Annotated in this window: 20 protein-coding genes, 1 tRNA gene and 1 pseudogene; 6 read left to right on the top strand and 16 right to left on the bottom strand. The window is 62.3% G+C overall.

What is annotated here, in order from left to right:
• Nucleotides 1-53: 53 nt before the first annotated feature.
• The 4 genes from SAZ10_RS07815 to rsfS all read right to left on the bottom strand — a co-directional run bounded on the left by SAZ10_RS07815 (nt 54) and on the right by rsfS (nt 3,891).
• Complete coding sequence (locus SAZ10_RS07815; protein ID WP_318608648.1) at nt 54-1,382, bottom strand: S41 family peptidase; 1,329 nt, start codon at nt 1,380-1,382, stop codon at nt 54-56.
• Nucleotides 1,372-2,706, bottom strand: coding sequence for a murein hydrolase activator EnvC (locus tag SAZ10_RS07810; RefSeq protein ID WP_318608647.1), 1,335 nt, complete (start codon nt 2,704-2,706; stop codon nt 1,372-1,374). The genes SAZ10_RS07815 and SAZ10_RS07810 overlap by 11 nt, the downstream gene beginning before the upstream one ends.
• Before the next feature lie 293 nt (nt 2,707-2,999).
• On the bottom strand, nt 3,000-3,482 hold the full coding sequence (rlmH, locus tag SAZ10_RS07805; RefSeq protein WP_318608646.1) for a 23S rRNA (pseudouridine(1915)-N(3))-methyltransferase RlmH: 483 nt from the start codon (nt 3,480-3,482) through the stop codon (nt 3,000-3,002).
• 31 nt (nt 3,483-3,513) lie between these two features.
• Complete coding sequence (rsfS, locus tag SAZ10_RS07800; protein ID WP_318608645.1) at nt 3,514-3,891, bottom strand: ribosome silencing factor; 378 nt, start codon at nt 3,889-3,891, stop codon at nt 3,514-3,516.
• A 223-nt stretch (nt 3,892-4,114) separates the two neighbouring features.
• Between rsfS and SAZ10_RS07795 the strand changes: the two genes are divergently transcribed.
• Nucleotides 4,115-4,924 (top strand): mechanosensitive ion channel family protein, encoded by an 810-nt coding sequence (locus SAZ10_RS07795; RefSeq protein WP_318608644.1) that lies wholly within the window; start codon nt 4,115-4,117, stop codon nt 4,922-4,924.
• 30 nt (nt 4,925-4,954) lie between these two features.
• On the opposite strand, the gene SAZ10_RS07790 is transcribed toward SAZ10_RS07795, so the two are convergent.
• The 10 genes from SAZ10_RS07790 to SAZ10_RS07745 form a co-directional block, all read right to left on the bottom strand.
• Nucleotides 4,955-6,220: an MFS transporter gene (locus tag SAZ10_RS07790; protein ID WP_318608643.1), complete on the bottom strand. Its 1,266-nt coding sequence runs from the start codon at nt 6,218-6,220 to the stop codon at nt 4,955-4,957.
• A 161-nt stretch (nt 6,221-6,381) separates the two neighbouring features.
• On the bottom strand, nt 6,382-6,972 hold the full coding sequence (locus SAZ10_RS07785; protein ID WP_318609110.1) for a nicotinate-nucleotide adenylyltransferase: 591 nt from the start codon (nt 6,970-6,972) through the stop codon (nt 6,382-6,384).
• 303 nt (nt 6,973-7,275) lie between these two features.
• Nucleotides 7,276-8,562, bottom strand: coding sequence for a glutamate-5-semialdehyde dehydrogenase (locus SAZ10_RS07780; RefSeq protein ID WP_318608642.1), 1,287 nt, complete (start codon nt 8,560-8,562; stop codon nt 7,276-7,278).
• A gap of 3 nt (nt 8,563-8,565) precedes the next feature.
• Nucleotides 8,566-9,720 (bottom strand): glutamate 5-kinase, encoded by a 1,155-nt coding sequence (gene proB, locus SAZ10_RS07775; RefSeq protein ID WP_318608641.1) that lies wholly within the window; start codon nt 9,718-9,720, stop codon nt 8,566-8,568.
• 223 nt (nt 9,721-9,943) lie between these two features.
• On the bottom strand, nt 9,944-10,966 hold the full coding sequence (obgE, locus tag SAZ10_RS07770) for a GTPase ObgE (protein ID WP_318608640.1): 1,023 nt from the start codon (nt 10,964-10,966) through the stop codon (nt 9,944-9,946).
• 151 nt (nt 10,967-11,117) lie between these two features.
• Entirely contained in the window at nt 11,118-11,705 is a 588-nt protein-coding gene (locus tag SAZ10_RS07765) for a GNAT family N-acetyltransferase (protein WP_318608639.1), read from the bottom strand.
• 108 nt (nt 11,706-11,813) lie between these two features.
• Entirely contained in the window at nt 11,814-12,359 is a 546-nt protein-coding gene (locus SAZ10_RS07760) for a GNAT family N-acetyltransferase (RefSeq protein WP_318608638.1), read from the bottom strand.
• Nucleotides 12,360-12,480: 121 nt separating this feature from the next.
• The gene (rpmA, locus tag SAZ10_RS07755) at nt 12,481-12,750 is read right to left on the bottom strand and encodes a 50S ribosomal protein L27 (RefSeq protein ID WP_318608637.1); all 270 of its coding nucleotides are present in this window, start codon (nt 12,748-12,750) and stop codon (nt 12,481-12,483) included.
• Nucleotides 12,751-12,776: 26 nt separating this feature from the next.
• Entirely contained in the window at nt 12,777-13,454 is a 678-nt protein-coding gene (rplU, locus tag SAZ10_RS07750; RefSeq protein WP_318608636.1) for a 50S ribosomal protein L21, read from the bottom strand.
• 262 nt (nt 13,455-13,716) lie between these two features.
• On the bottom strand, nt 13,717-14,610 hold the full coding sequence (locus SAZ10_RS07745) for a prohibitin family protein (RefSeq protein ID WP_318608635.1): 894 nt from the start codon (nt 14,608-14,610) through the stop codon (nt 13,717-13,719).
• Between the two features lie 441 nt (nt 14,611-15,051).
• On the opposite strand from SAZ10_RS07745, the gene SAZ10_RS07740 reads away from it, so the two are divergent.
• From SAZ10_RS07740 to SAZ10_RS07725, 4 genes are all read left to right on the top strand, one after another.
• Nucleotides 15,052-15,306: a DUF982 domain-containing protein gene (locus SAZ10_RS07740; protein WP_318608634.1), complete on the top strand. Its 255-nt coding sequence runs from the start codon at nt 15,052-15,054 to the stop codon at nt 15,304-15,306.
• A 189-nt stretch (nt 15,307-15,495) separates the two neighbouring features.
• Nucleotides 15,496-15,585, top strand: a tRNA-Ser gene (locus tag SAZ10_RS07735).
• A 186-nt stretch (nt 15,586-15,771) separates the two neighbouring features.
• Nucleotides 15,772-16,908, top strand: a complete 1,137-nt coding sequence (locus SAZ10_RS07730) for a hypothetical protein (RefSeq protein ID WP_318608633.1) — start codon at nt 15,772-15,774, stop codon at nt 16,906-16,908.
• 63 nt (nt 16,909-16,971) lie between these two features.
• A complete protein-coding gene (locus SAZ10_RS07725; RefSeq protein WP_318608632.1) occupies nt 16,972-17,460 on the top strand; it encodes a GNAT family N-acetyltransferase in 489 nt (162 codons plus the stop codon).
• On the opposite strand, the gene SAZ10_RS07720 is transcribed toward SAZ10_RS07725, so the two are convergent.
• Complete coding sequence (locus SAZ10_RS07720) at nt 17,437-17,982, bottom strand: ATP-binding protein (protein ID WP_318608631.1); 546 nt, start codon at nt 17,980-17,982, stop codon at nt 17,437-17,439. The two genes, SAZ10_RS07725 and SAZ10_RS07720, sit on opposite strands and share 24 nt — an antisense overlap.
• Nucleotides 17,943-18,344 carry an ASCH domain-containing protein gene (locus SAZ10_RS33570; protein ID WP_412535188.1) on the bottom strand — a complete coding sequence of 134 codons (402 nt, stop codon included), beginning with the start codon at nt 18,342-18,344 and terminating at the stop codon, nt 17,943-17,945. The genes SAZ10_RS07720 and SAZ10_RS33570 overlap by 40 nt, the downstream gene beginning before the upstream one ends.
• Nucleotides 18,345-18,500: 156 nt before the next feature.
• On the opposite strand from SAZ10_RS33570, the pseudogene SAZ10_RS07715 reads away from it, so the two are divergent.
• Nucleotides 18,501-19,491, top strand: a pseudogene (locus SAZ10_RS07715) (site-specific integrase).
• The last annotated feature ends 5 nt before the right edge of the window (nt 19,492-19,496 follow it).

The following is a 19,496-nucleotide window of genomic DNA, read 5'->3' as shown; positions in this document are numbered from 1 at the left end:
ACTCGAGAAACTCGGCCAGCGATCCGGCCCCCATGCGCGGACCGCTGAGAGGCTTACTGGTTCAGCACCGCCTTGTCGGGATGGGGCGGGAAGGCCGGATCGGTCTTCTGGCCCCTGAGCAGCTCGTAGGCAGTGTTGAGCTGGACGTCGTCCTTCGGATCCGGCGGCACATAGGCGGCCGAGCCGGAGCCCTGCGAATTCTCGTCAACGCCCTTGATGTGGCCCTTGAGGGAGGATTCGCCGCGGGCCACGTCACGGCCCTTCAAATCCTCCGGCACCGGCTCGTCGACCTTGATGTCGGGCGTGATGCCCTTGCCCTGGATCGATTTGCCCGACGGCGTGTAGTAGAGCGCCGTCGTGAGCCTCAGCGCTCCGTTTTCGCCGAGCGGGATGATGGTCTGCACCGAGCCCTTGCCGAAGGACTGTGTGCCTACCACCGTCGCGCGCCGCTGGTCCTGCAACGCACCGGCCACGATTTCGGAAGCGCTCGCCGATCCGCCGTTGATCAGCACGATCATCGGCTTGCCGTCCGTCAGGTCGCCGGGCCGGGCATCGAAGCGCGATATGTCCTTGGGATCGCGGCCGCGGGTCGAGACGATCTCGCCGCGATCGAGGAAGGCGTCGGAGACGCTGACGGCCTGATCCAGCAGTCCGCCCGGGTTGAGACGCAGGTCAAGCACGTAGCCCTTGAGCTTGTCCTGGGGAATCTGGTTCTTGATCGTGTCGATCGCGTTCTGCAGATCGTCGAACGTCTTTTCCGTGAAGGATGTGATCTTCATGTAACCGACGTCGTTCTCGACGCGGAACTTGACGGCCTTCACCTTGATGATATCGCGCACGACCGTGATCTCGAGCGGCTTGTCGGCGCCCTGGCGCAGGATCGTCAGCTTGATCGGCGTGTCTACGGGGCCGCGCATCTTCTCGACCGCGTCGTTCAGGGTGAGGCCCTGGACGCTCTCGCCGTCGATCTCGGAGATGAAGTCGCCGGCGCGCACGCCGGCCTTGGCCGCGGGCGTATCGTCGATCGGCGTGATCACCTTGACCAGATCGTTTTCCATTGTGACCTCGATGCCGAGGCCGCCGAACTCGCCCTTGGTCTGAACCCGCATGTCCTTCGCGGCTTCAGCATTGAGGTAGGACGAATGCGGATCGAGCGAGGTGAGCATGCCGTTGATGGCATTCTCGACCAGCGACTTCTCGTCGGGCGGCGTCACATACTGATTGCGTACGCGCTCGAAGATGTCGCCGAAGATCGCGAGCTGCTTGTAGGTATCGGAGCCGGCAGCGTTGGCGGCCGAGCCCGGCACTCCGCCGTAGACCAGGCTCATCGCCGACGCGCCCATTAGCGCACCGGCAAGCAGTAGCGACAATTTACGTATCATTTCCTGTCCTTCCAGACATCCTCACCGACCACCAAGGGGCCGGGTCGACGGGTTTACCGTCCTTTCGGAACTCAATGTAGAGTTCCGGGACGGTTTTTCCATTGCCTGAAGCCGAAGCGCTCATCGCCCCTGCTTCGCCCATAACGCCGACCGGCTCGCCTGCGAGGACGGATTGGCCTGGTACGACGCTGATTCTACCCATTCCCGCCAGCACGACATGATAGCCGTCGCCAGCGTTCAGGATCAAGAGTTGACCGTAGGAGCGGAACGGTCCCGCATAGAGCACATCCCCGTCCGAAGGTGCCGTCACAATCGCGCCCGATTGTGTTGTAACCGTGTCGCCATGCATCACTCCGCCGTTACCGTCATCGTCGCCGAAATGACGCGCGACGGCGCCGGCGACCGGCAATGCAATCTGCTTCATCAGCGCTGAGAATGGCTGAGGTCCGGCGAGCCGGTTGAGCTCCGGGACGGACATGGCGGCAAGCGCCGCCTCACGCCGCTTGCGCTCCTCCTCGGCTCGTCTTGCCTTCTCCTCCGCCGAGCGCTTGTCCTCGATCTCCTTCTGGATCGACGCGATCAAATCCTTCAGGCTTCCCGCCTGTTCTGCCAGGGCTGCGGCCTTGCTCTGCTCATCGGCGAGTGCAGCCTCCTGTTTGTCCTGCAGGTCCTTCTTGCCGTCCAGCAGCAGGCTCAGCCGCTTCTTTTCCTCCGCCTGCTGCTCGACCGTCTTCGTCAACCGTCCGCGCTCGGCCTCGATCGTGGCGGCGATACGCGACAGCTCGGTAAGGTCGGCCATCAGCTTCTCCGTCTCTCCACGGATCTCCGGCACCACGGCGCCGAGCAGGATCGCGCTGCGTATCGAGGACAGCGCGTCTTCCGGCTTGACCAGCAGGGCCGGGGGCGGATTCAATCCCATGCGCTCCAACGCTCCGAGCACTTCGGCGAGCACGTCGCGCCGCGCCGAGAGCGACAGGCGGATCTCCTGCTGCCGTTCCTTGAGGTCCTCCAGCCTGCTGGTGATGCCTTCGATGTCCTCGCTGAGCTTGCGTTCGGTCTTTGCGGCCTGGATCAGGGCCGCGGTGATCGAGGCGTGATCCTTCTTGATGCCGGCGATCTCTTCCGTCAGGGCGGCTACACGCGAATCCGAAAGCGTGATCTCCTTGGAGACACGATCAAGCTCCGCCTGCTTTTCGGCCTGGCGGGCCTCGATCTCGCCGGCCTCGCCGTCGATTTCCTGGGCGCGGGCGTGTGGCACCGCTGCGACCATCATGGCCGCCAGGAGCAACGCAATCCCCAACCGGGCGTGGCTGCGATCGAACATCGGGCTAGCTTCGTTTTCCAACCGACCTTACGAAGCGGTTCGTTAACGAACTGTCAACCATACGGCCCGCCACCGTCCCAAACGCAGAGATCATCGATCAATTTGTCGAATTGGTGGAAGTGTCCGGATTCGAAGTTCGCCTGCCTCTGAGGCAGCAAGGCAATAGGGCAATAAGGCAATAGGGCAACAGGGACCGCAGGGACAGAAGGGCGCGCGAAGAAAGCTTGCGAACTGGAACCCCGAGCAGCTTCTGATGCCCTATTGCCCTATTGCCCTATTGCCCGTCACCCTTGTCAGGCCCTGTGATACGGATGCCCAGACAATATGGTGGTCGCGCGGTAGAGCTGCTCGGCGAGCATGACACGAACGAGCTGATGCGGCCAGGTGAGCTGCCCGAAGGAGAGCAGCAGCTCGGCGTCCTGCCTGAGCGAAGCATCGAGCCCGTCGGGTCCGCCGATCACAAAGGCAGCCATGCGCCTGCCGCCGTCGCGCAAGTCCCGGATCCGTGCCGCAAGATCTGCCGAGGTGATGTTCCTGCCGCGTTCGTCGAGCAGGATCAGAGCCGCTCCCTTCGCCGTCTGGGCGCGGAGCCGCGCGGCCTCGTCGCGCCGCCTCTCGTCGACCAATTGCGCCCGGCCTTCAGGAATTTCGGTGACGCCGGTGAATTCGAGCCCCATGGCCGGGCCGCTCTTTGCGAAACGGTCGAAGTAGCGGGCTGCGAGCTCATGCTCGGGGCCCGCCTTCATGCGGCCGACCGCATGCACGGCGATCAGCATCGCGACACGACCAAGCTCAGACAGGACGATCTCAGTGGATCGTCTCTTCCTCGAGATCGGGAGCCTGCCACAGCTTCTCGATGTTGTAGAACTCCCGGATCTCCGGGCGGAAGACATGGACGATCACGTCACCCGAGTCGATCAGGACCCAGTCCGCGCCCGACAGGCCTTCGACGCGCGCCTGGCCGAGGCCAGCATCCTTGATCGCCTTGATCAGGTGATCGGCGACGGCGCTGACATGGCGGTGCGAGCGGCCGGAGGCGACGACCATATAGTCGCCGAGGCTGGACTTGCCCTGAATGTCGATGGAGACGATGTTTTCGGCCTTGGAGTCTTCCAGACTGGCAAGGACTGTCTTGATGGCGCGTTCGACCTCATCGTTGCGGCTTTGCGCGGCCGGCGAAGGCATGGGATCTGCCTTCTTCCGAAGTGCTGTTCTCAGAGTCGTTCCTTTCGAACCGTGAACACCAATCGCTCGCCAATCAAGGCGATGCACCAAAAAGATAGGCAGAGTCGGATAACAGTTTCAAGACGGCCGGTAGAATTACCTCCGGTCCGACTCTATAACCGATTCGGCGGAACCGATTGCTGAACGATCGATTACCGGGGCAGATTCTACCAGGAATTGCGCCATGGAACTCGACCCCGCCAACGCTTACGCGGCAATCCAGAACGGTTTCGACCAGCTCTATGTGTTGGGAGTCTCCTATTCGCTGTCGTTCATCGGCGCGGTGGTGCTTCTCGTTGTCGGCTATATGGTGGCCGGCCTCGTCGAGCGCTCGGTAGCGGGGGGCCTGAAGCACATCCATGGCTTCGACCTGACGCTCACGCGTTTTCTGGCAGCAGTCAGCCGCTATGCGGTGCTGATTTTCGTAGGCGTCATGGTGCTCGGCCAGTTCGGTGTGCAGACAGCCTCCATAATCGCCGCCATCGGCGCCGCCGGCTTGGCCATAGGTCTCGCGCTGCAGGGAACGCTCCAGAACATAGCAGCGGGCATCATGCTTCTGGTGCTGAGACCATTTCGCATCGGAGAAGAAATCGAGGTCGGCGCCATCTCCGGCCTCGTCGAGGAAATCGGACTTTTCGCGACGCGGCTGCGGACCGCAGAAGGCGTTTTCCTGCTCGCTCCCAACTCGACGCTCTGGAACCAGCCGGTCCGCAACTACACCCGCAACGGCATGCGGCGGAATGACATTGTCGTCACCGTCGCGGACGCCGGCGTGGTCGTCGATGCCGAGAACAGGCTGCTTGCAGTCGCTGCGGCCGACGCAAGGGTGAGGAAGAAACCGGCGCCAACGGCATTCGTTTCGGAGCTCGGCGAGGGTGCCATCAAGATCACGCTGCGCTACTGGACCTCGGCCGGTGATTTCGTTTCGACCAAAGCGGAGCTGACCGAAAAGGTCGTCAGCCATTTCCGGAAGCCTGAGGGAGCTGAGCAGTAGCGTCTTGTGTTTTTAGGTTGCCGCTGCCCCTCAGCCCTCCTTCGTCGCCGGATCGACCGGAACCGGCGTCTGTGCGCTCATGGGCGTGAACGATGCCGAGGGCTCGGCGCGGCGAGCGGCGATGACGCGCCATATCACGAAAGCGGCGTAGGCCGCGGCTATAGCGGTCACCAGATACATGAATGACTGCGTGCCGTAGATGCCGGTGAGCACGGTGCCTATGCCGGGCACGACGAAGCCTGCGACCGACCAGGCGAAGATCATACTCGACGACAGCGCGACCAGTTCGTCCTTGCCGGCACGGTCGTTGGCATGGGCATTGGCTACCGAATAGATGGAATCCGACGTGCCGCCCCAGACGATGTAGATCGCGACCATCACGGCAAGCGCTACGCTGTCGGAATTGATTGCGAAGACGCCGGTGAGCATGACGACGAGGGCCGCGGCGATCAGCACGTAACGGCGGTCGGTGCGGTCAGAGACCCAGCCGAGCGGGACCTGCAGAAGCAATGTGCCGAGCGGCATCGCAAGCAGCAGCATCGCAACATCGGCCTGCGAATAACCGGTCGCAATCGCATGGATCGGCGCAAAGCCGGTGATCAGCATCGACAGGCCGCCGGCGGCAAGCATGCCGGCCAACCCGACCGGTGAGATCTGCCAGGCTGCGCGCAACGCGATCGATGCGGCCGCCGGAGCGGGGGGAGGTTTGAGCCGCGTCATGCCGACCGGCAGCATCGAGAGCGCCGTGAAGAGGATGCCGACCAAGGGCGCTTCGGCATTGCCGAGTTCGATGAAGCGCAGCAAGAGGTAACCGACGCCGAGCCCGGCCACATAGGCGACGTAAAACACGGACATGACGCGGCCGCGGATGCGATTGTCGACGGCATCGTTCAGCCAACTCTGCGCGACGATGAAGATCGCGCAGACTGCGAAGCCGTAGAGCACACGGGCGGCGATCCAGGTGGCGGGATGCACGCCGAAGCCGAGCGCCGCGTTGGAAAGCACGATCAACGCGGAGAGCACGATATAGGCGCGCGCGTGTCCGACGCGTTGCACCAGCCGCCCGGTGAGCAGGCAGCCGGCAATGCCGCCTGCGGAGAGGCCGGTCAAGATGCTGCCCGCCCAGGTCGGGGAGAAGCCCTCGGCTCCGAGACGGACTGGGATATAAGCGAACACCAGGCCATTGCCGATTGCCACCAGCGCCATCGAGATGACGATGCTGGCGACGGCAATCGCCGGAGCCGGCGTTGCCGCCGCCCTGACGTCGTCTCGCGCAATGTCGACCGCCTCAACCATTGCGGTAGAGGATGCACTCCGCCGCCCGCCGCGGTGCGGCAAAAACGACATTGGCAGGCCTGGCTTGCGCGATTGCCCCCGCTGGATCAACGGGGGCTCTTACCGCATGATCTTATCCGAAAAGTCTGCAACTTTATGCTGAGCTGGCCTTCGGTTCGGGATCATGCTCCGGCGCGCCCGTTCCTGAGCTCGGTTGAAGAAAGTGACGAACGCGGGCCGTGAATGAAGGTCCAGGCCGGAGCCCGCATGCGGGCAAGGATCGGCGCGTCGCCCTCATCGACGCGGGCGTAGTCGAAGGTCTTGGCGACCACCGAGGACAGGAAGGAAAGCGTCGAGCCCGGCCGGTCGATCACCGCGATCGGGAAGGTCAGCACGATTTCGCGCCAGTTCTGCCAGCGGTGGAACTCGCGCAGATTGTCGGCTCCCATGATCCAGACGAAGTGGACGCCCGGGTTGCGCGCCTTGACCAGCGCCAGCGTGTCAGCCGTGTAGCGGACATGATGGCTCGCCTCGAAAGCGGTGACCTCGATGCGCGGATCGCTTGCGATCGCTTCGGACAGCCTGATGCGCTCGGCAAGCGGGGCGAGCTCGTGCGAATTCTTCAGCGGGTTGCCGGGCGTGACGATCCACCAGAGCCTGTCGAGCCGCAGCCGGCGGAGCGCAATCTCGGCAACCAGTCCGTGGCCGGCATGCGGCGGGTTGAACGAGCCGCCGAACAGGCCGACCACCATGCCCTTCCCGGCATGGGGCATGCGGAGGTAGCGGGGAGGGACGTCGGAAGAGGGCACGCTCAAGCCTCGGCTTGGCAAATATTGAGAGCCGAGATGTCGCACCCCTTCGCACCCCCCTCTGTCCTGCCGGACATCTCCCCCTCAAGGGGGGAGATTGGACGACCGCTTTGATTTCGCCAACCTGCAACGTCAGCGATTGGCGAAACCCAAAATGACAGCCAATCTCCCCCCTTGAGGGGGAGATGTCCGGCAGGACAGAGGGGGGTAACGTAGGGCACCGAACCTCTGTTCAAGCTTGAATCAGAAGGCAGCTGAGCCAGCCGCTCACGGCCTCACCTGCCCCGAGCCGCGGACGCGGTATTTGAAGGAGGTGAGCTGCTCGACGCCGACCGGACCGCGCGCGTGCATCCGGCCGGTGGCGATGCCGATCTCGGCGCCCATGCCGAACTCGCCTCCGTCGGCGAACTGCGTCGAGGCGTTGTGGAGCAGGATCGCCGAGTCGATCTCGTTAAAGAAGCGCGCCACGGCGCCCGCGTCCTCGGCGATGATCGCCTCGGTGTGGTGCGAAGAGAAGGTCTCGATGTGTTCGATCGCCTCGCCGATGCCGTCGACCAGCTTCACGGAGATGATCGCGTCGAGATATTCTGTCGTCCAGTCGGCGTCGCTTGCGAGCTTGGCCACCGCGAATGCGCTGCGCACCTCCTCCGTGCCGCGGATTTCGCAGTCGGCTTTCGCCAGCGCGTCGAGGATCGGCACGAGATGCGTTCCCGCGACGGCGCGATCGACCAGCAGCGTCTCGGCCGCGCCGCAGATGCCGGTGCGCCGCATCTTGGCGTTGACGACGATCTCGACGGCCATCTCGAGCCTGGCGGATCGATCGACATAGATGTGGCAGATGCCTTCGAGATGGGCGAAGACCGGCACGCGTGCCTCTTTCTGTACTCGTTCGACGAGGCTGCGGCCGCCGCGCGGCACGATCACGTCGAGGTTGCCGTCGAGCCCCTTCAGCATCTCGCCGACCGCGGCACGGTCGGTTGTCGGCACGAGCTGGATGGCGTCGCTCGGCAGCTTCGCCGCCTTCAGGCCCTCCACCAGGCAGGCATGGATCGCGGACGAGGAATTCAGCGAGTCCGAGCCGCCGCGCAGGATCACCGGATTGCCAGCCTTGAGGCAGAGCGCGCCGGCATCGGCCGTCACGTTCGGCCGGCTCTCATAGATGACCCCGATCACGCCGAGCGGCGTGCGCACGCGCTCGATATGAAGCCCGTTCGGCCTGTCCCATTCGGCGATCACCTCGCCAATGGGGTCGGCGAGCTCGGCAATCGCGCGGACGCCATTTGCTATGTCGCGGATGCGGCCTGGGTCAAGTCTCAGCCGGTCCATGAAGGCGGGTGTCAAGCCGGCACTCTCGCCATTGCTGATATCGATGGCGTTGGCCTCGAGGATATGGGCCTCGCGGCGCTCGATCGCCGCGGCCATGGCGACCAGGGCGGCATGCTTGCGCTCGGCGTCGGCGATCGCAAGCGGCCGCGCCGCGGCGCGCGCGCGCTCGCCGATATTGGCCATCAGCGCGGCGACGTCCTCGGCGGGCGTCTTCACCTTCGTCAGCATGTCCTATCCTCCCGCACCGGCTTCCAGCTCGGCCATGACTGCGCGGCCCATGACGAGGTCGTCGCGGTGGACCATCGCCGAGCGCGCCGCATATCCAAGCACCGGTGCGATCTCGGCGCTCTTCAAGCCGGCGATCTTTACGGCATCCCCGGCGTCATAGGCAACAAGGCCACGCGCGATCTCGCGACCGTCGGGACCGACGATCGCGACCGTGTCGCCGCGCGAGAAATTACCGCTGACGCGCTTCACCCCCGCAGCGAGCAGCGACTTGCCGGAAAGCAGCGCTCCGACGGCGCCTTGGTCGACAGCAAGCCGCCCTGCCGGCTCGAGCTGCCCGGCGATCCAGCTCTTGTAACCGCGCACCGGGTTCGGACTGGGCCTGAAGAAGGTCGAGCGCTCGCCGCGATCGATCGCCGAAAGCGGATGAAGCCGGTTGCCGGCAGTGATGATCATCGCCGTGCCTGCGGCGGTCGCGATCTTGCCGGCATCGAGCTTGGTGCGCATGCCGCCGCGCGAGAGCTCCGAGGCCGCGGCCCCCGCCATCGCGTCGATCTCCGCCGTGATGCGATCGACGACAGGTATGAACCTCGCCTCGGGATCGAGCGCCGGCGGCGCCGAATAGAGCCCGTCGATGTCGGAGAGGAGCACGAGCATATCGGCGCCCATCATGGTGGCGACGCGCGCCGCCAGCCGGTCATTGTCGCCGTAGCGGATTTCCGACGTCGCGACCGTGTCGTTCTCGTTGATCACCGGCACGGCTTTCATCTTGAGCAGTGTCGAGATGGTGGCGCGGGCATTGAGGTAGCGGCGGCGCTCCTCCGTGTCGCCGAGCGTCACCAGGATCTGGCCGGACTTCAGGCCGTGCCGGCCGAGCTCCTCCGACCAGGCGCCCGCCAGCGCGATCTGCCCGACCGCGGCCGCGGCCTGGCTTTCCTCGAGCTTCAGCACACGCTTGCCGAGGCCAAGGACGGTGCGGCCGAGCGCGATCGCGCCTGAGGAAACCACCAGCACCTCGGCGCCTTCTTGCTCGAGCGCGGCAATATCCTCGACCAGCGCGGCGAGCCAGTCGCGCTTCAGCCCGGTCGCGCGGTCGACCAGCAGCGCCGAGCCGATCTTGACGACGATGCGGCGGTAGGAGCGGAGGGGGGAGGGGGTCATTGAAGGTCGCCTTCGTGGCTAATGGCGAAGGCCGGCTCTCTGTCGCGCCCCCCTCTGTCCTGCCGGACATCTCCCCCGCAAGGGGGGAGATTGGCCTTCATTTTTGACGGCGCTTGTTCTGCAACGTTTCCAATTGGCGAAACCAAAGCGGCCGGCCAATCTCCCCCCATGCGGGGGAGATGTCCGGCAGGACAGAGGGGGGCAACGTAGAGCGCCGACATAGCTAGTCTCTTGCCTTCTCCAGAACGGTTTCCTCCCTCGCCCTCTCAATCTCCGCCATCAGCGCCCTCAGCACCGCCTCGACGCCCTCGCCGGAGACGGCCGACAAGAGGAGGGGCGCGCGGCCGGCGGCTCGCTTCAGCGCTGCGGTCTTCTTCTTGCGTTGGTCCGCGTCGAGCGTATCGACCTGGCTCAACGCGACGATCTCCGCCTTTTCCTTAAGCCCGTGGCCGTAGGCGTCGAGCTCGCCGCGTATCGTCTTGTAGGCCTTTCCCGGATTCTCCTCCTGGGCGGAGACGAGGTGGAGCAGCACGCGCGTGCGCTCGACATGGCCGAGGAACCGGTCGCCGATGCCGGCGCCCTCATGGGCGCCCTCGATCAGGCCCGGGATATCGGCGATCACGAATTCCCGCCCGTCGATGCGGGCGACGCCGAGGCCCGGATGCAGCGTCGTGAAGGGATAGTCGGCGATCTTCGGCTTGGCCGCGCTGACTGCCGCGAGGAAAGTCGATTTGCCGGCATTGGGAAGCCCGACGATGCCGGAATCGGCAATGAGCTTCAGCCTCAGCCAGATCGTGAGCTCCTCGCCGGGCAGACCGGGATTGGCACGGCGCGGCGCCTGGTTCGTGGAGGTCTTGAAATGCTGGTTGCCGAAGCCGCCATTGCCGCCGGCGGCCAGCCGGAAGCGCTGGCCGACCTCAGTCAGATCGCAGATCAGCGTCTCATTGTCTTCTTCATAGACCTGCGTGCCGGCCGGCACCTTCAGCGTCACGTCCGCGCCCTTGGCGCCGGTGCGGTTGCGGCCCATGCCGTGCACGCCGGTCTTGGCCTTGAAATGCTGCTGGTAGCGATAGTCGATCAGCGTGTTGAGCCCGTCGACCGCCTCCACCCAGACATCGCCGCCACGGCCGCCGTCGCCGCCGTCGGGCCCGCCGAACTCGATGAATTTCTCGCGCCGGAACGAGACTGCGCCGGCGCCGCCGTCGCCGGAGCGGATGTAGACTTTGGCTTGATCGAGGAATTTCATTTGGCTGCTATTTCCAGCGGTTCTTGTAAGGCAGTAGGGCAATAGGGCAATAGGGCAGTAAGGCAATAGGGGGAGTGCAGCAGGGCAGTGGAGCGCAGGTAACATAGCGCAGGTAACATATCGCCCTATTGCCCTACTGCCTTATTGCCCCTCAGCTGTGCCCCCAGCTCCTCAGGCTCACCCAGGTCCTGCGGTCCAGCCGATACCGCTCGACCGGCACCTTGCCGGCGACGAGCGAGTCCATCATGCCCTGGCCTGCATACTGGAAGCCGCATTTATGGATCACCCGCCGCGAGGACGCGTTGATCACCCGGCACGAGACGTGGAGCACCTCGATCGGAGTTGCGCGGAAGGCGAGGTCGACCAGGGCATGGGCTGCCTCGGTCGCGTAGCCGTGCCGCCAATAGGGCTCGCCGATCCAGTAGCCGAGTTCCACGCCGTAGTCTCTTTCGTCGAGGCCGGCGCAGCCGATAAAGGCTCCGCTTTCAGCAATGGTGATCGCATAGTTGCAGCCTGAGCGCTGCCTGCCCTGCGTCGAGCGCACGAAGGCGCGCGCTTCCGTTTCGCCGTAGGGATACGGCATGCGCGCCAGCATCGAGGCGACGCGGTGATTGTTGGCGAGCACGGCAAGCTCGGCAATGTCGTCATCGTGCGGCGGGCGCAGCACCAGCCGCTCGGTCACGAGCACGGGGCAGTCTATCCTCAGACTGTCATCTTCACTTTCGGCTTCCTCGATCATAGGCCTGTCCTCCACATTCTCGCATCCGAAGTCTCTGAATCCCAAGACTGTCTTTGCTCACGCATCGGATTTGTCCGAAAACCGCTGCGCACTTTTCGGTCCGATGCGCTAGGCCGCTGACTGGGCCGGCATCGCCGCCGGCCTTCGCCACGCGGCGGCGGTGAGCCGCGTGGTGAGCTTGCTGACCGTCGTGCCGCGCGGGCGCGACCATGTCTCTGCGGTCCCGGTCAGCGAGAAACCCAGCTTCTCCTGGACCCGCAGCGAAGCCGGGTTGTCGACGAAGACCGCCGATGCGACGGCCTCGAGGCCATGTGTCTCGAACGCATGCGCCAGAAGCGCCGCGGCGGCCTCCGTCATGAAGCCCTTGCCGTGCCATGGCTCGGCGAGCCAGTAGCCGAACACCGGCTCGGCAGTGCCGGCTTCGATCGAGACAACGCCGATCAGGCGTTCGCGGTGGATCGTATAGACGAGATGGTCTTGCGGCTGATCCGCCAAGCTCTCGATCCACTCCTCGGCGTCTTTGCGATGATAGGGGAAAGGCACGCGCGCCAGCATGCGCGCCACGTTCCAGTTCGACAGCCAGAGGGCGATGTCTTCCGCATCGAGCGGGGCCGGCGGCCGCATTGTCAGCCGTCTCGTAACCAGAACGTGCATTGCTTTGTCCTCCAGGCAAAGAAAAAGGGGAGATGGCGACCCATCTCCCCTGATCCTTTTCCTGGCTTTGCCAGACACCGGTTCCCGAGATGGGGCGCCGGTGCTTGTGGTGCGGACCCGGCTACTCCGCTGCTTCGGCCATTGGATTGACCGACACGTAGGTGCGGCCATTGGCTTTGGTTTGAAACGCTACTGCGCCTTCGATAAGCGCAAACAGGGTATGATCCTTGCCAATGCCCACGTTCGAGCCGGGGTGCCACTTGGTGCCGCGCTGACGCACGATGATGTTGCCGGCAAGCACCTGCTCGCCGCCGAACTTCTTCACGCCGAGGCGTCGGCCATCGGAATCGCGCCCGTTGCGCGAGGAACCGCCAGCTTTCTTATGTGCCATCGGTTTTCTCCTTCTTCGCCTCTAACTTACTCTTTTTCCGCCTTGGCGGCAGCTTCCTTGTCGACCTTGGCGCGCGGCGGCTTGCCGGCGAGCAGCTCCTTGGCCTGCTCGACCCACTCGTCCCGCTCGATGCGGCCGCCGAGCTTGAGCTCGGTGTCCAGCTTGGCGGCATCCTCGGCGCTGAGCGCCGCAATCGCGGTCAGCGTGCCGTAGCCGGCGGCCTCGAGCTTCTTCTTCAGCGCCGGGCCGACGCCGCCAATCAGCGTGACGTCGTCCGCGTGGCCTTCCGAAGCGGCTGCCTTCGCCGGCTTGGCCGGCTTGGCTTCCGCCTCCGTCACCGCAGGCTTTGCTTCGGCCTTCGGTGCCGCTGCCTTCTTCGACGGCTTGGCGCCATTGGTCAGGATCTCGGCAATGCGCACCGTCGTCTCATATGGGCGGATACCCCGCGAACGCCGCGAATTCTGCCGGCGCCGCTTCTTGAAGGCGATGATCGTGCGGCCACGGCCCTGCTCGACCACCTCGGCCGTCACCAGCGCACCGGCGACCAGAGGCGCGCCGATGGTCGCGTCGGCACCCTCGCCGACGGCGAGAACCTGCGAAAACTCCACGATGTCGCCGGGGTTGCCGGCGAGCCTGTCGACCTTCAGGAGGTCGTTGGCGACGACGCGATACTGCTTGCCGCCGGTTTTGATGACTGCGAACATTATTTGCCTTTCGCTGTTCGGTCCGGCCTGATCGCGCGCCGAGGCGCCGGTCGGCCGTCTTTTTTTCAGTCTGTTGGGTTCAAAATATAGCCGGCGCGGAGAAGACTCCACGCCGGACGTGGGCGCGAAGTAGCCGAAGCGCCCTTGCAAGTCAAGGCGCGCAAGCGTCACCGAGACAATAGTATTGCGGGCCTGGGTTCACAATGCCCATGATTTTGGAGCTTTCGCGATTGCGGCGTCATCCGCCTCCTTCAGGCGCGAGTTACTGTTTCGGCCCCACTTCGAGGAAGGGAACGGTGCTGCCAGGCAGCATCGTCACGGGAAGCTTTCCGTCCCAGCGCTCCGCCCGCGTCAACTCGATGAGCAGCGGGTTGTTGGCGATCGCCCTGCCGCGCGCTTCGATCGCGGCCGCCTCGGCCTCGCCGTTCACGCGGGTCTGGTAGGCCGAAGCATCGGCTTCTGCCTTGACGCTGTCGGCGCGGCCCTGCGCCTGCGTTACCGCGATCTCCGCATTGATCTTTTCCTGCGCGAGCTGCTGCTGCCTTTTCTGGACCTCGACCTGGGCCATCATCCGGGCTTCGACCGCCGCCTCATATGCATCCGAAAAGTCGATATTCTCGATCTGCACGCTGTCGATGATGACCGGTCCATCGGCCGCCTTGCCCAGCGCAGCCGCGGCCTTCGCGTTGAAGTCGGCCCGGTTCTGGATCACCGACACCGCATCGACCTGGCCGAAGACGACCTTGATCTCCTGCGGAGCCTTTCGGGCAATGACGCGATCGGCAAGGGCCTCGACGCTGCCGTAATTGGTATAGACGTCGACCACCTCCGAGGCGGGCACATGGAAGTTCACCGTCACCCTGAGGTCGGCCGGCTGCTGGTCCTTGGAATAGGCCTGCATGACCGGCCGCTCGTCGGAGCCGCACGAGCTCGTGCAGGTCCAGTAGACGACCTGCTGGCGGAGCGAAATCTTGGCGACCGTCTGGAAGATCGGAAGCTTGAAGTGAAGGCCCGGATCCACCACGCCGGACACGGCGCCATTGGTGAGCAGCACGCCGCGCTCGCCTTCGTCTATGGTGAACCACGAGCTGAAGAATGCGATGAGCAACAACAGGACGGCGGCGACGCCGAGCCCTATTCCAGGAATCCTGGCCATTTCTGCAACCCCCTAATGCTCTGGCCGCCAATGCTGCCAGGCCACACCCCGTCATGGCGCGGACCGAACGCCGTACGGGAGAATGCCTAGCACGGAATTTCGGCTTTTGGCTTGCGGATCGTAAAGCTCGTCTTCGCTGTGGGTGCAGTTTCTTCGCCGGCCAGCGCAATCGCCTACGAGGTCGACCCCGCTCCGGTTCGCTTCGGAACCACCTCTCCCCTTTTGAGCGAAGGCGCGGCGCTGGTGACCCCCTCCCCACAAGGGGGAGGGGGTCACCAGCGCCGCGCCATATACGATGACCGTGGTTGACCTGCGGTGCAGCGAATATCGTCGCCGCACGTTAGTATCCGAAGCGCACGAATGTCGGCTTCAGATGCATCGGGAGGGAGCCCGGCTCACCTCCCGTGATACTCATCCGTGACGAATTCAGGAGGTCCGACCATGAAAGAGGGTTGGTTTTCCAGTCCCGTGCCGGTCTCGGCAGGATTTACCGGCGACATTCGCTACGTGTCGAGCGCCCGTCAGGCGATCGCGATGCTGACCGGCAACTGGCACGGACAAGGGAGCGCGAAGCATCTCGCAGCGCTGCGCGCCTGCCAGGGCGCGATACATGGACATGTCTCACCCGCGCGGGCCCGGGAAGCATTCGTGGAGGCCGCGGACGAAGCGCGGGTGCTGGCCGAGCATCGCGAATAGCCGGAGGGCGTCGATAATCGCGGCGACATCGCTGATCGCGACAAGGCTGTCTGGCCGCTGGGCGACGCACATTTGCGCCGGCCGTCTCGTCTTCCCATATTGTCTGTGCCCGGCCTTCGAAATCACCTTGCAGGCAAGGCGGCGAGCCGTTATGGAGTGCGCCGCGCCGCAACCGGGCGCTCACCTGTTGGAGAGGTGGCAGAGCGGTTGAATGCACCGCACTCGAAATGCGGCATACTCGCAAGGGTATCGGGGGTTCGAATCCCCCCCTCTCCGCCATGGGTTTCCTTGATAAATCAGTGCGATATTCGAGAAGCCCCGGATGCCTGGGTGCAGTCGTGACCCACAACTACGCGATGTGCTTTGCAATCTGCCACACTTAAGGCACTCGCCACTCGCCAGCAATCTTGCGCGTCGCGCAAAGGTTGAAATAGGGTGCCGACAACTCCTTGTATTGGTGATTCAATGAGCCTGCCGGCGCTCGGTCTTTGGTATCAAAGAAATAAGAACCATCCTGTTAAAGATAAGCGGCCGAGCCTTGAGCTCCACGTGAACCTGTGGCGGCGAATCGGTCGAGGGCGCAACGAGCGCGAAATCAATTATCTAGATGTGGGAATAAGGATTTTGGAGCCTCGCGATATCGGGGCTCTCAATTTGTATGTTCCGTTTCCAGCCGGCCAGTGTCGCTTGGAAGACCTCGGCCACCTTTTGCGAGAAAAAGAGATTGCTAGCGCCGTATTCAACGAAGTCTTAGATGTGCAATCTGCAGACGGAAGCGACGATACATTTTATCTACGGCAGAATAACGATCACGTTTTGAGTGTTCATACAATTAATGTGAGCAAAGATATAAATTGCGTGTCTAATTTTCCAGCAAGTGCGCCGGATGGCTTCGTCGTCCGACTTGATCGCGATTTCTGCTTGAGGTTCGAATCTCCGGGTGAGCATTACATCCGATTTCGTTTCATTTTAAAGAAAGAAGCAGCCCGCGTATTTAGCTCGGATGTCAGCAGTGAGGATGGATGGATACTAAGTTCCACCACAACATCAGAAATAACAGAAATACGCGTGAACGAATCTCGAAGTATTCCAGAGGTCGTTTTGGATTCAGCTAAAGCAAACGATTGGATCGTTCCGGACATAATTGCAATACATTACTTTCTGGTGCGCGACATTAGTTTTGATCTTGTTGCCTCTCATGCGAACTTCCGAAAGATAAGACGCATGGAACCGGAATGGGATGGCTATCTTGGCGCGGATTTTCCTCCAGGTTCAGCCAGAAACATGCTTATCTACCACTGGAGAAAGGCAAACGGGGGCGCTGATGTCGGGGATTTCGTCACGCTTGCAAAATTCCGACGGTCGAAAGGCAACGTGCTGCTTTATATCCTCTTGGTGGTTGCGCTCGGCGCCATTGGTAGCGGCCTTCATGCCTCTGCGGCCCGTCTGCTTAAGAGTGATGTAACACCCTCGTGGTATCTGCTTCCTTTCCAGACGCCCCGCGGCTGGGAGGTAGCTACCGCCGCGCTCTGGTTAGTCCTCCTCGCATGCGGCCTTGCAGTCGCTGCAAAAAAATGGCCTCTGCGGCGTCAGAGAGATTGACTGCCCCTACATTAAGGGCAGTTCAGGGTATATATTAATGATTCGTCGTAGTGGGGAGATCTCATGCAGTTGAATTGCGTAGATAGCGCGGAGATCGCTCGGACCCATGTCGATTCGACGGCTTTGAGCTTAATTTCCTCGTTTGCGAGATTTTATCCCGACATCGAGGATTGGTTTGCCTTAAAGGTCATTCCTGGCCTTGCCGATGGCACTCGTCGGATACTCATTGACCGGGATGTCAACTCTGTGCGCGGACTGGCGATCCTGAAGAAAGAGGCGGACGAGCGTAAGATTTGCACGCTGTGGGTTCACCCAAACCAACGGAAGCATGGTCTCGGACAACGACTTATCGATGAGTCGATCACTTGGCTAGAGTGCAAGAAACCCACACTGACGGTGCCAGAGGAGGCGATTGCCGATTTTCATGGGCTGTTGGCAAGAAATGGCTTTGAACTGCGGCAACACGCTATCGATTATTATCGTCCAGGTGTGTGCGAGTTTGTTTACAATGGCAGTTTGCCTACGCCGCTAGCGGGTCCCATGCTGCAGTAGGATTCTCTCGAGCAGGTAGTCCTCTTTCGAACTAAGGATTTCCACTGGACATCCATAATGTGCCGCCACGCGGTGCATCTGCTGACGCTCCGAGTGCTGCAACTCTTCGATCGCCGCCAAGGCCTGTGGACTGATCGGTTGCCCCCTACGCTGCAGTAGTTGCGAAGGCTCCGTCCACAGAAGCACAAATGCGCTCAGGGCGAGCCCCTCGAAAAACGATGCAGGCACTTGAAAGAGTGTATTCTCGGCGGGCACCGTCATATGCCCGTCCAGTATGGTCGTTGGTGATAGATGCATTCTCAGCAGCCCTTTTCGAAGGAGGCGCTGGTTCTCCTTGAGTTCTAGCAGAGATAGATTCTGGATTGGCCGTCCGCAGTTTCGAAGAATGGAGCTCGCTCGCAAATGCAAAAAGCCGGGATGTCGATTAACGAACCGCTCGATTGCTGTTGTTTTGCCCGTTCCTGATGCGCCGCCTACAAAAATCATGATGTGCCAATCAAAGCCTTCAGAGAATCCGCCCATCGCCAGGACTGCGGAGGCTTGAAATCGTATGTCATTTCCAGTTCGCGTCGCGATATCGGCGGAAAGACTTTCTCGATCAAGCTGAGCCGTATGGCGCTCGCATAATCTAAGCCGGCGAAGTAAGCCATATACTCGGACTCGAGGCAGCCAGTTCTGCTTCCGATGTCATCCCAAAGTGCGTCTTTTGGTCGAACAACTATCTCTGACACATGACATGTGCACATCACTTTAGAATCCGGAGCAGTGCTGTAGATCAGCGCGACTTTACCTATAGCGCTAGCTGGTGGAGGCCTACGTCGTAGCTCGTAAGACTTCTCCCCAGTTGCGATCATACGCGCCCATTTCGGTTTAATGCTAAACATGAGCAATGCGGTCCATCTCCTGCGTATCGAATTTGCCTTGTAGCCTGATCGTGGAAATCACACCACCCGAGCACAGAGACCGAAGCACCGGGATATTCCTTGGCAACCCTCCGAGGGCATCCTACGCGTGATTAACAACACGCGCTGGAGACCACGGTGGCGACGATCCGAAAGCTCAGAGGGCGCTGGCAAGCACAGGTTCGCCGGCGCGGTATGAAACCCCGATGCAAGAGCTTCGACACAAAAGGAGAAGCTGACAAGTGGGCGCGCGAACTTGAAGCGCAGGTCGACAGGTTCGGTGCAGCACCGGACACGAAGATCTTGGAGTTCACCACGCTCGGTGACCTGCTTGAGCGTTACCAGCGCGAGATTTCTCCAACCAAGCGCGGGGCAGTCCAGGAGATCCAGCGGATCGACGTGCTGCGCCGCCACGAACTTGCATATAGGACGATGATCGGGTTGAGCCAGCAGGATATCGCCTCGTTCCGGGACGAGCGGCTCCAGAGCGTAGCTTCATCTACGACAGTCCGAGAGCTTGCTATCCTCAGCCACGTCATCGAGGTCGCGATCCGTGATTGGGGTCTGCCGCTGAGCCGCAACGTCTTAAAGCTCGTGCGTCGTCCGGTGATACGAAACGAGCGCAGCCGACGACTAACTGGCGACGAGGAGCAGCGCCTGCTGGATGGCTGTGACGGTGGCAAGACACCGTGTCTCAAAACCCTACTCATCATCGCCATCGAGACCGGGATGCGCCGAAGCGAATTGCTTGGGCTGCGGTGGAGCGATATCTCGCACAATCGGCGTGTCGCCAAGCTGCACATGACCAAAAATGGCGAAGGTCGAGAGGTGCCGCTGTCTCAGCGCGCCTACCAGGCGCTCATGGACTGGAAGGAGAAGGCATCAGTAGACGTATCTACGATCTTTCCTCTTACCGCTGGTGCCTTGGAGCAAGCCTGGCGTCGTCTACTTCAGCGGGTGAATTATCGATCTTCGTTTCCACGACTTGCGCCACGAGGCTGTAAGCCGCTTGTTCGAACTCGGCTTGAATGTGATGGAAGTGTCGAGCATAAGTGGACATAAGGAGTTACGCATGCTTCGGCGCTACAGCCACCTCAAAGCCGAAGACTTGGTTGATCGTCTCGGGTAGCTTTG

It is taken from the genome of Mesorhizobium sp. BAC0120, from assembly GCF_033542235.1.
In the GTDB taxonomy this organism is placed as follows: domain Bacteria; phylum Pseudomonadota; class Alphaproteobacteria; order Rhizobiales; family Rhizobiaceae; genus JAWRCU01.
This window is presented reverse-complemented; position numbering and strand designations above follow the sequence as displayed.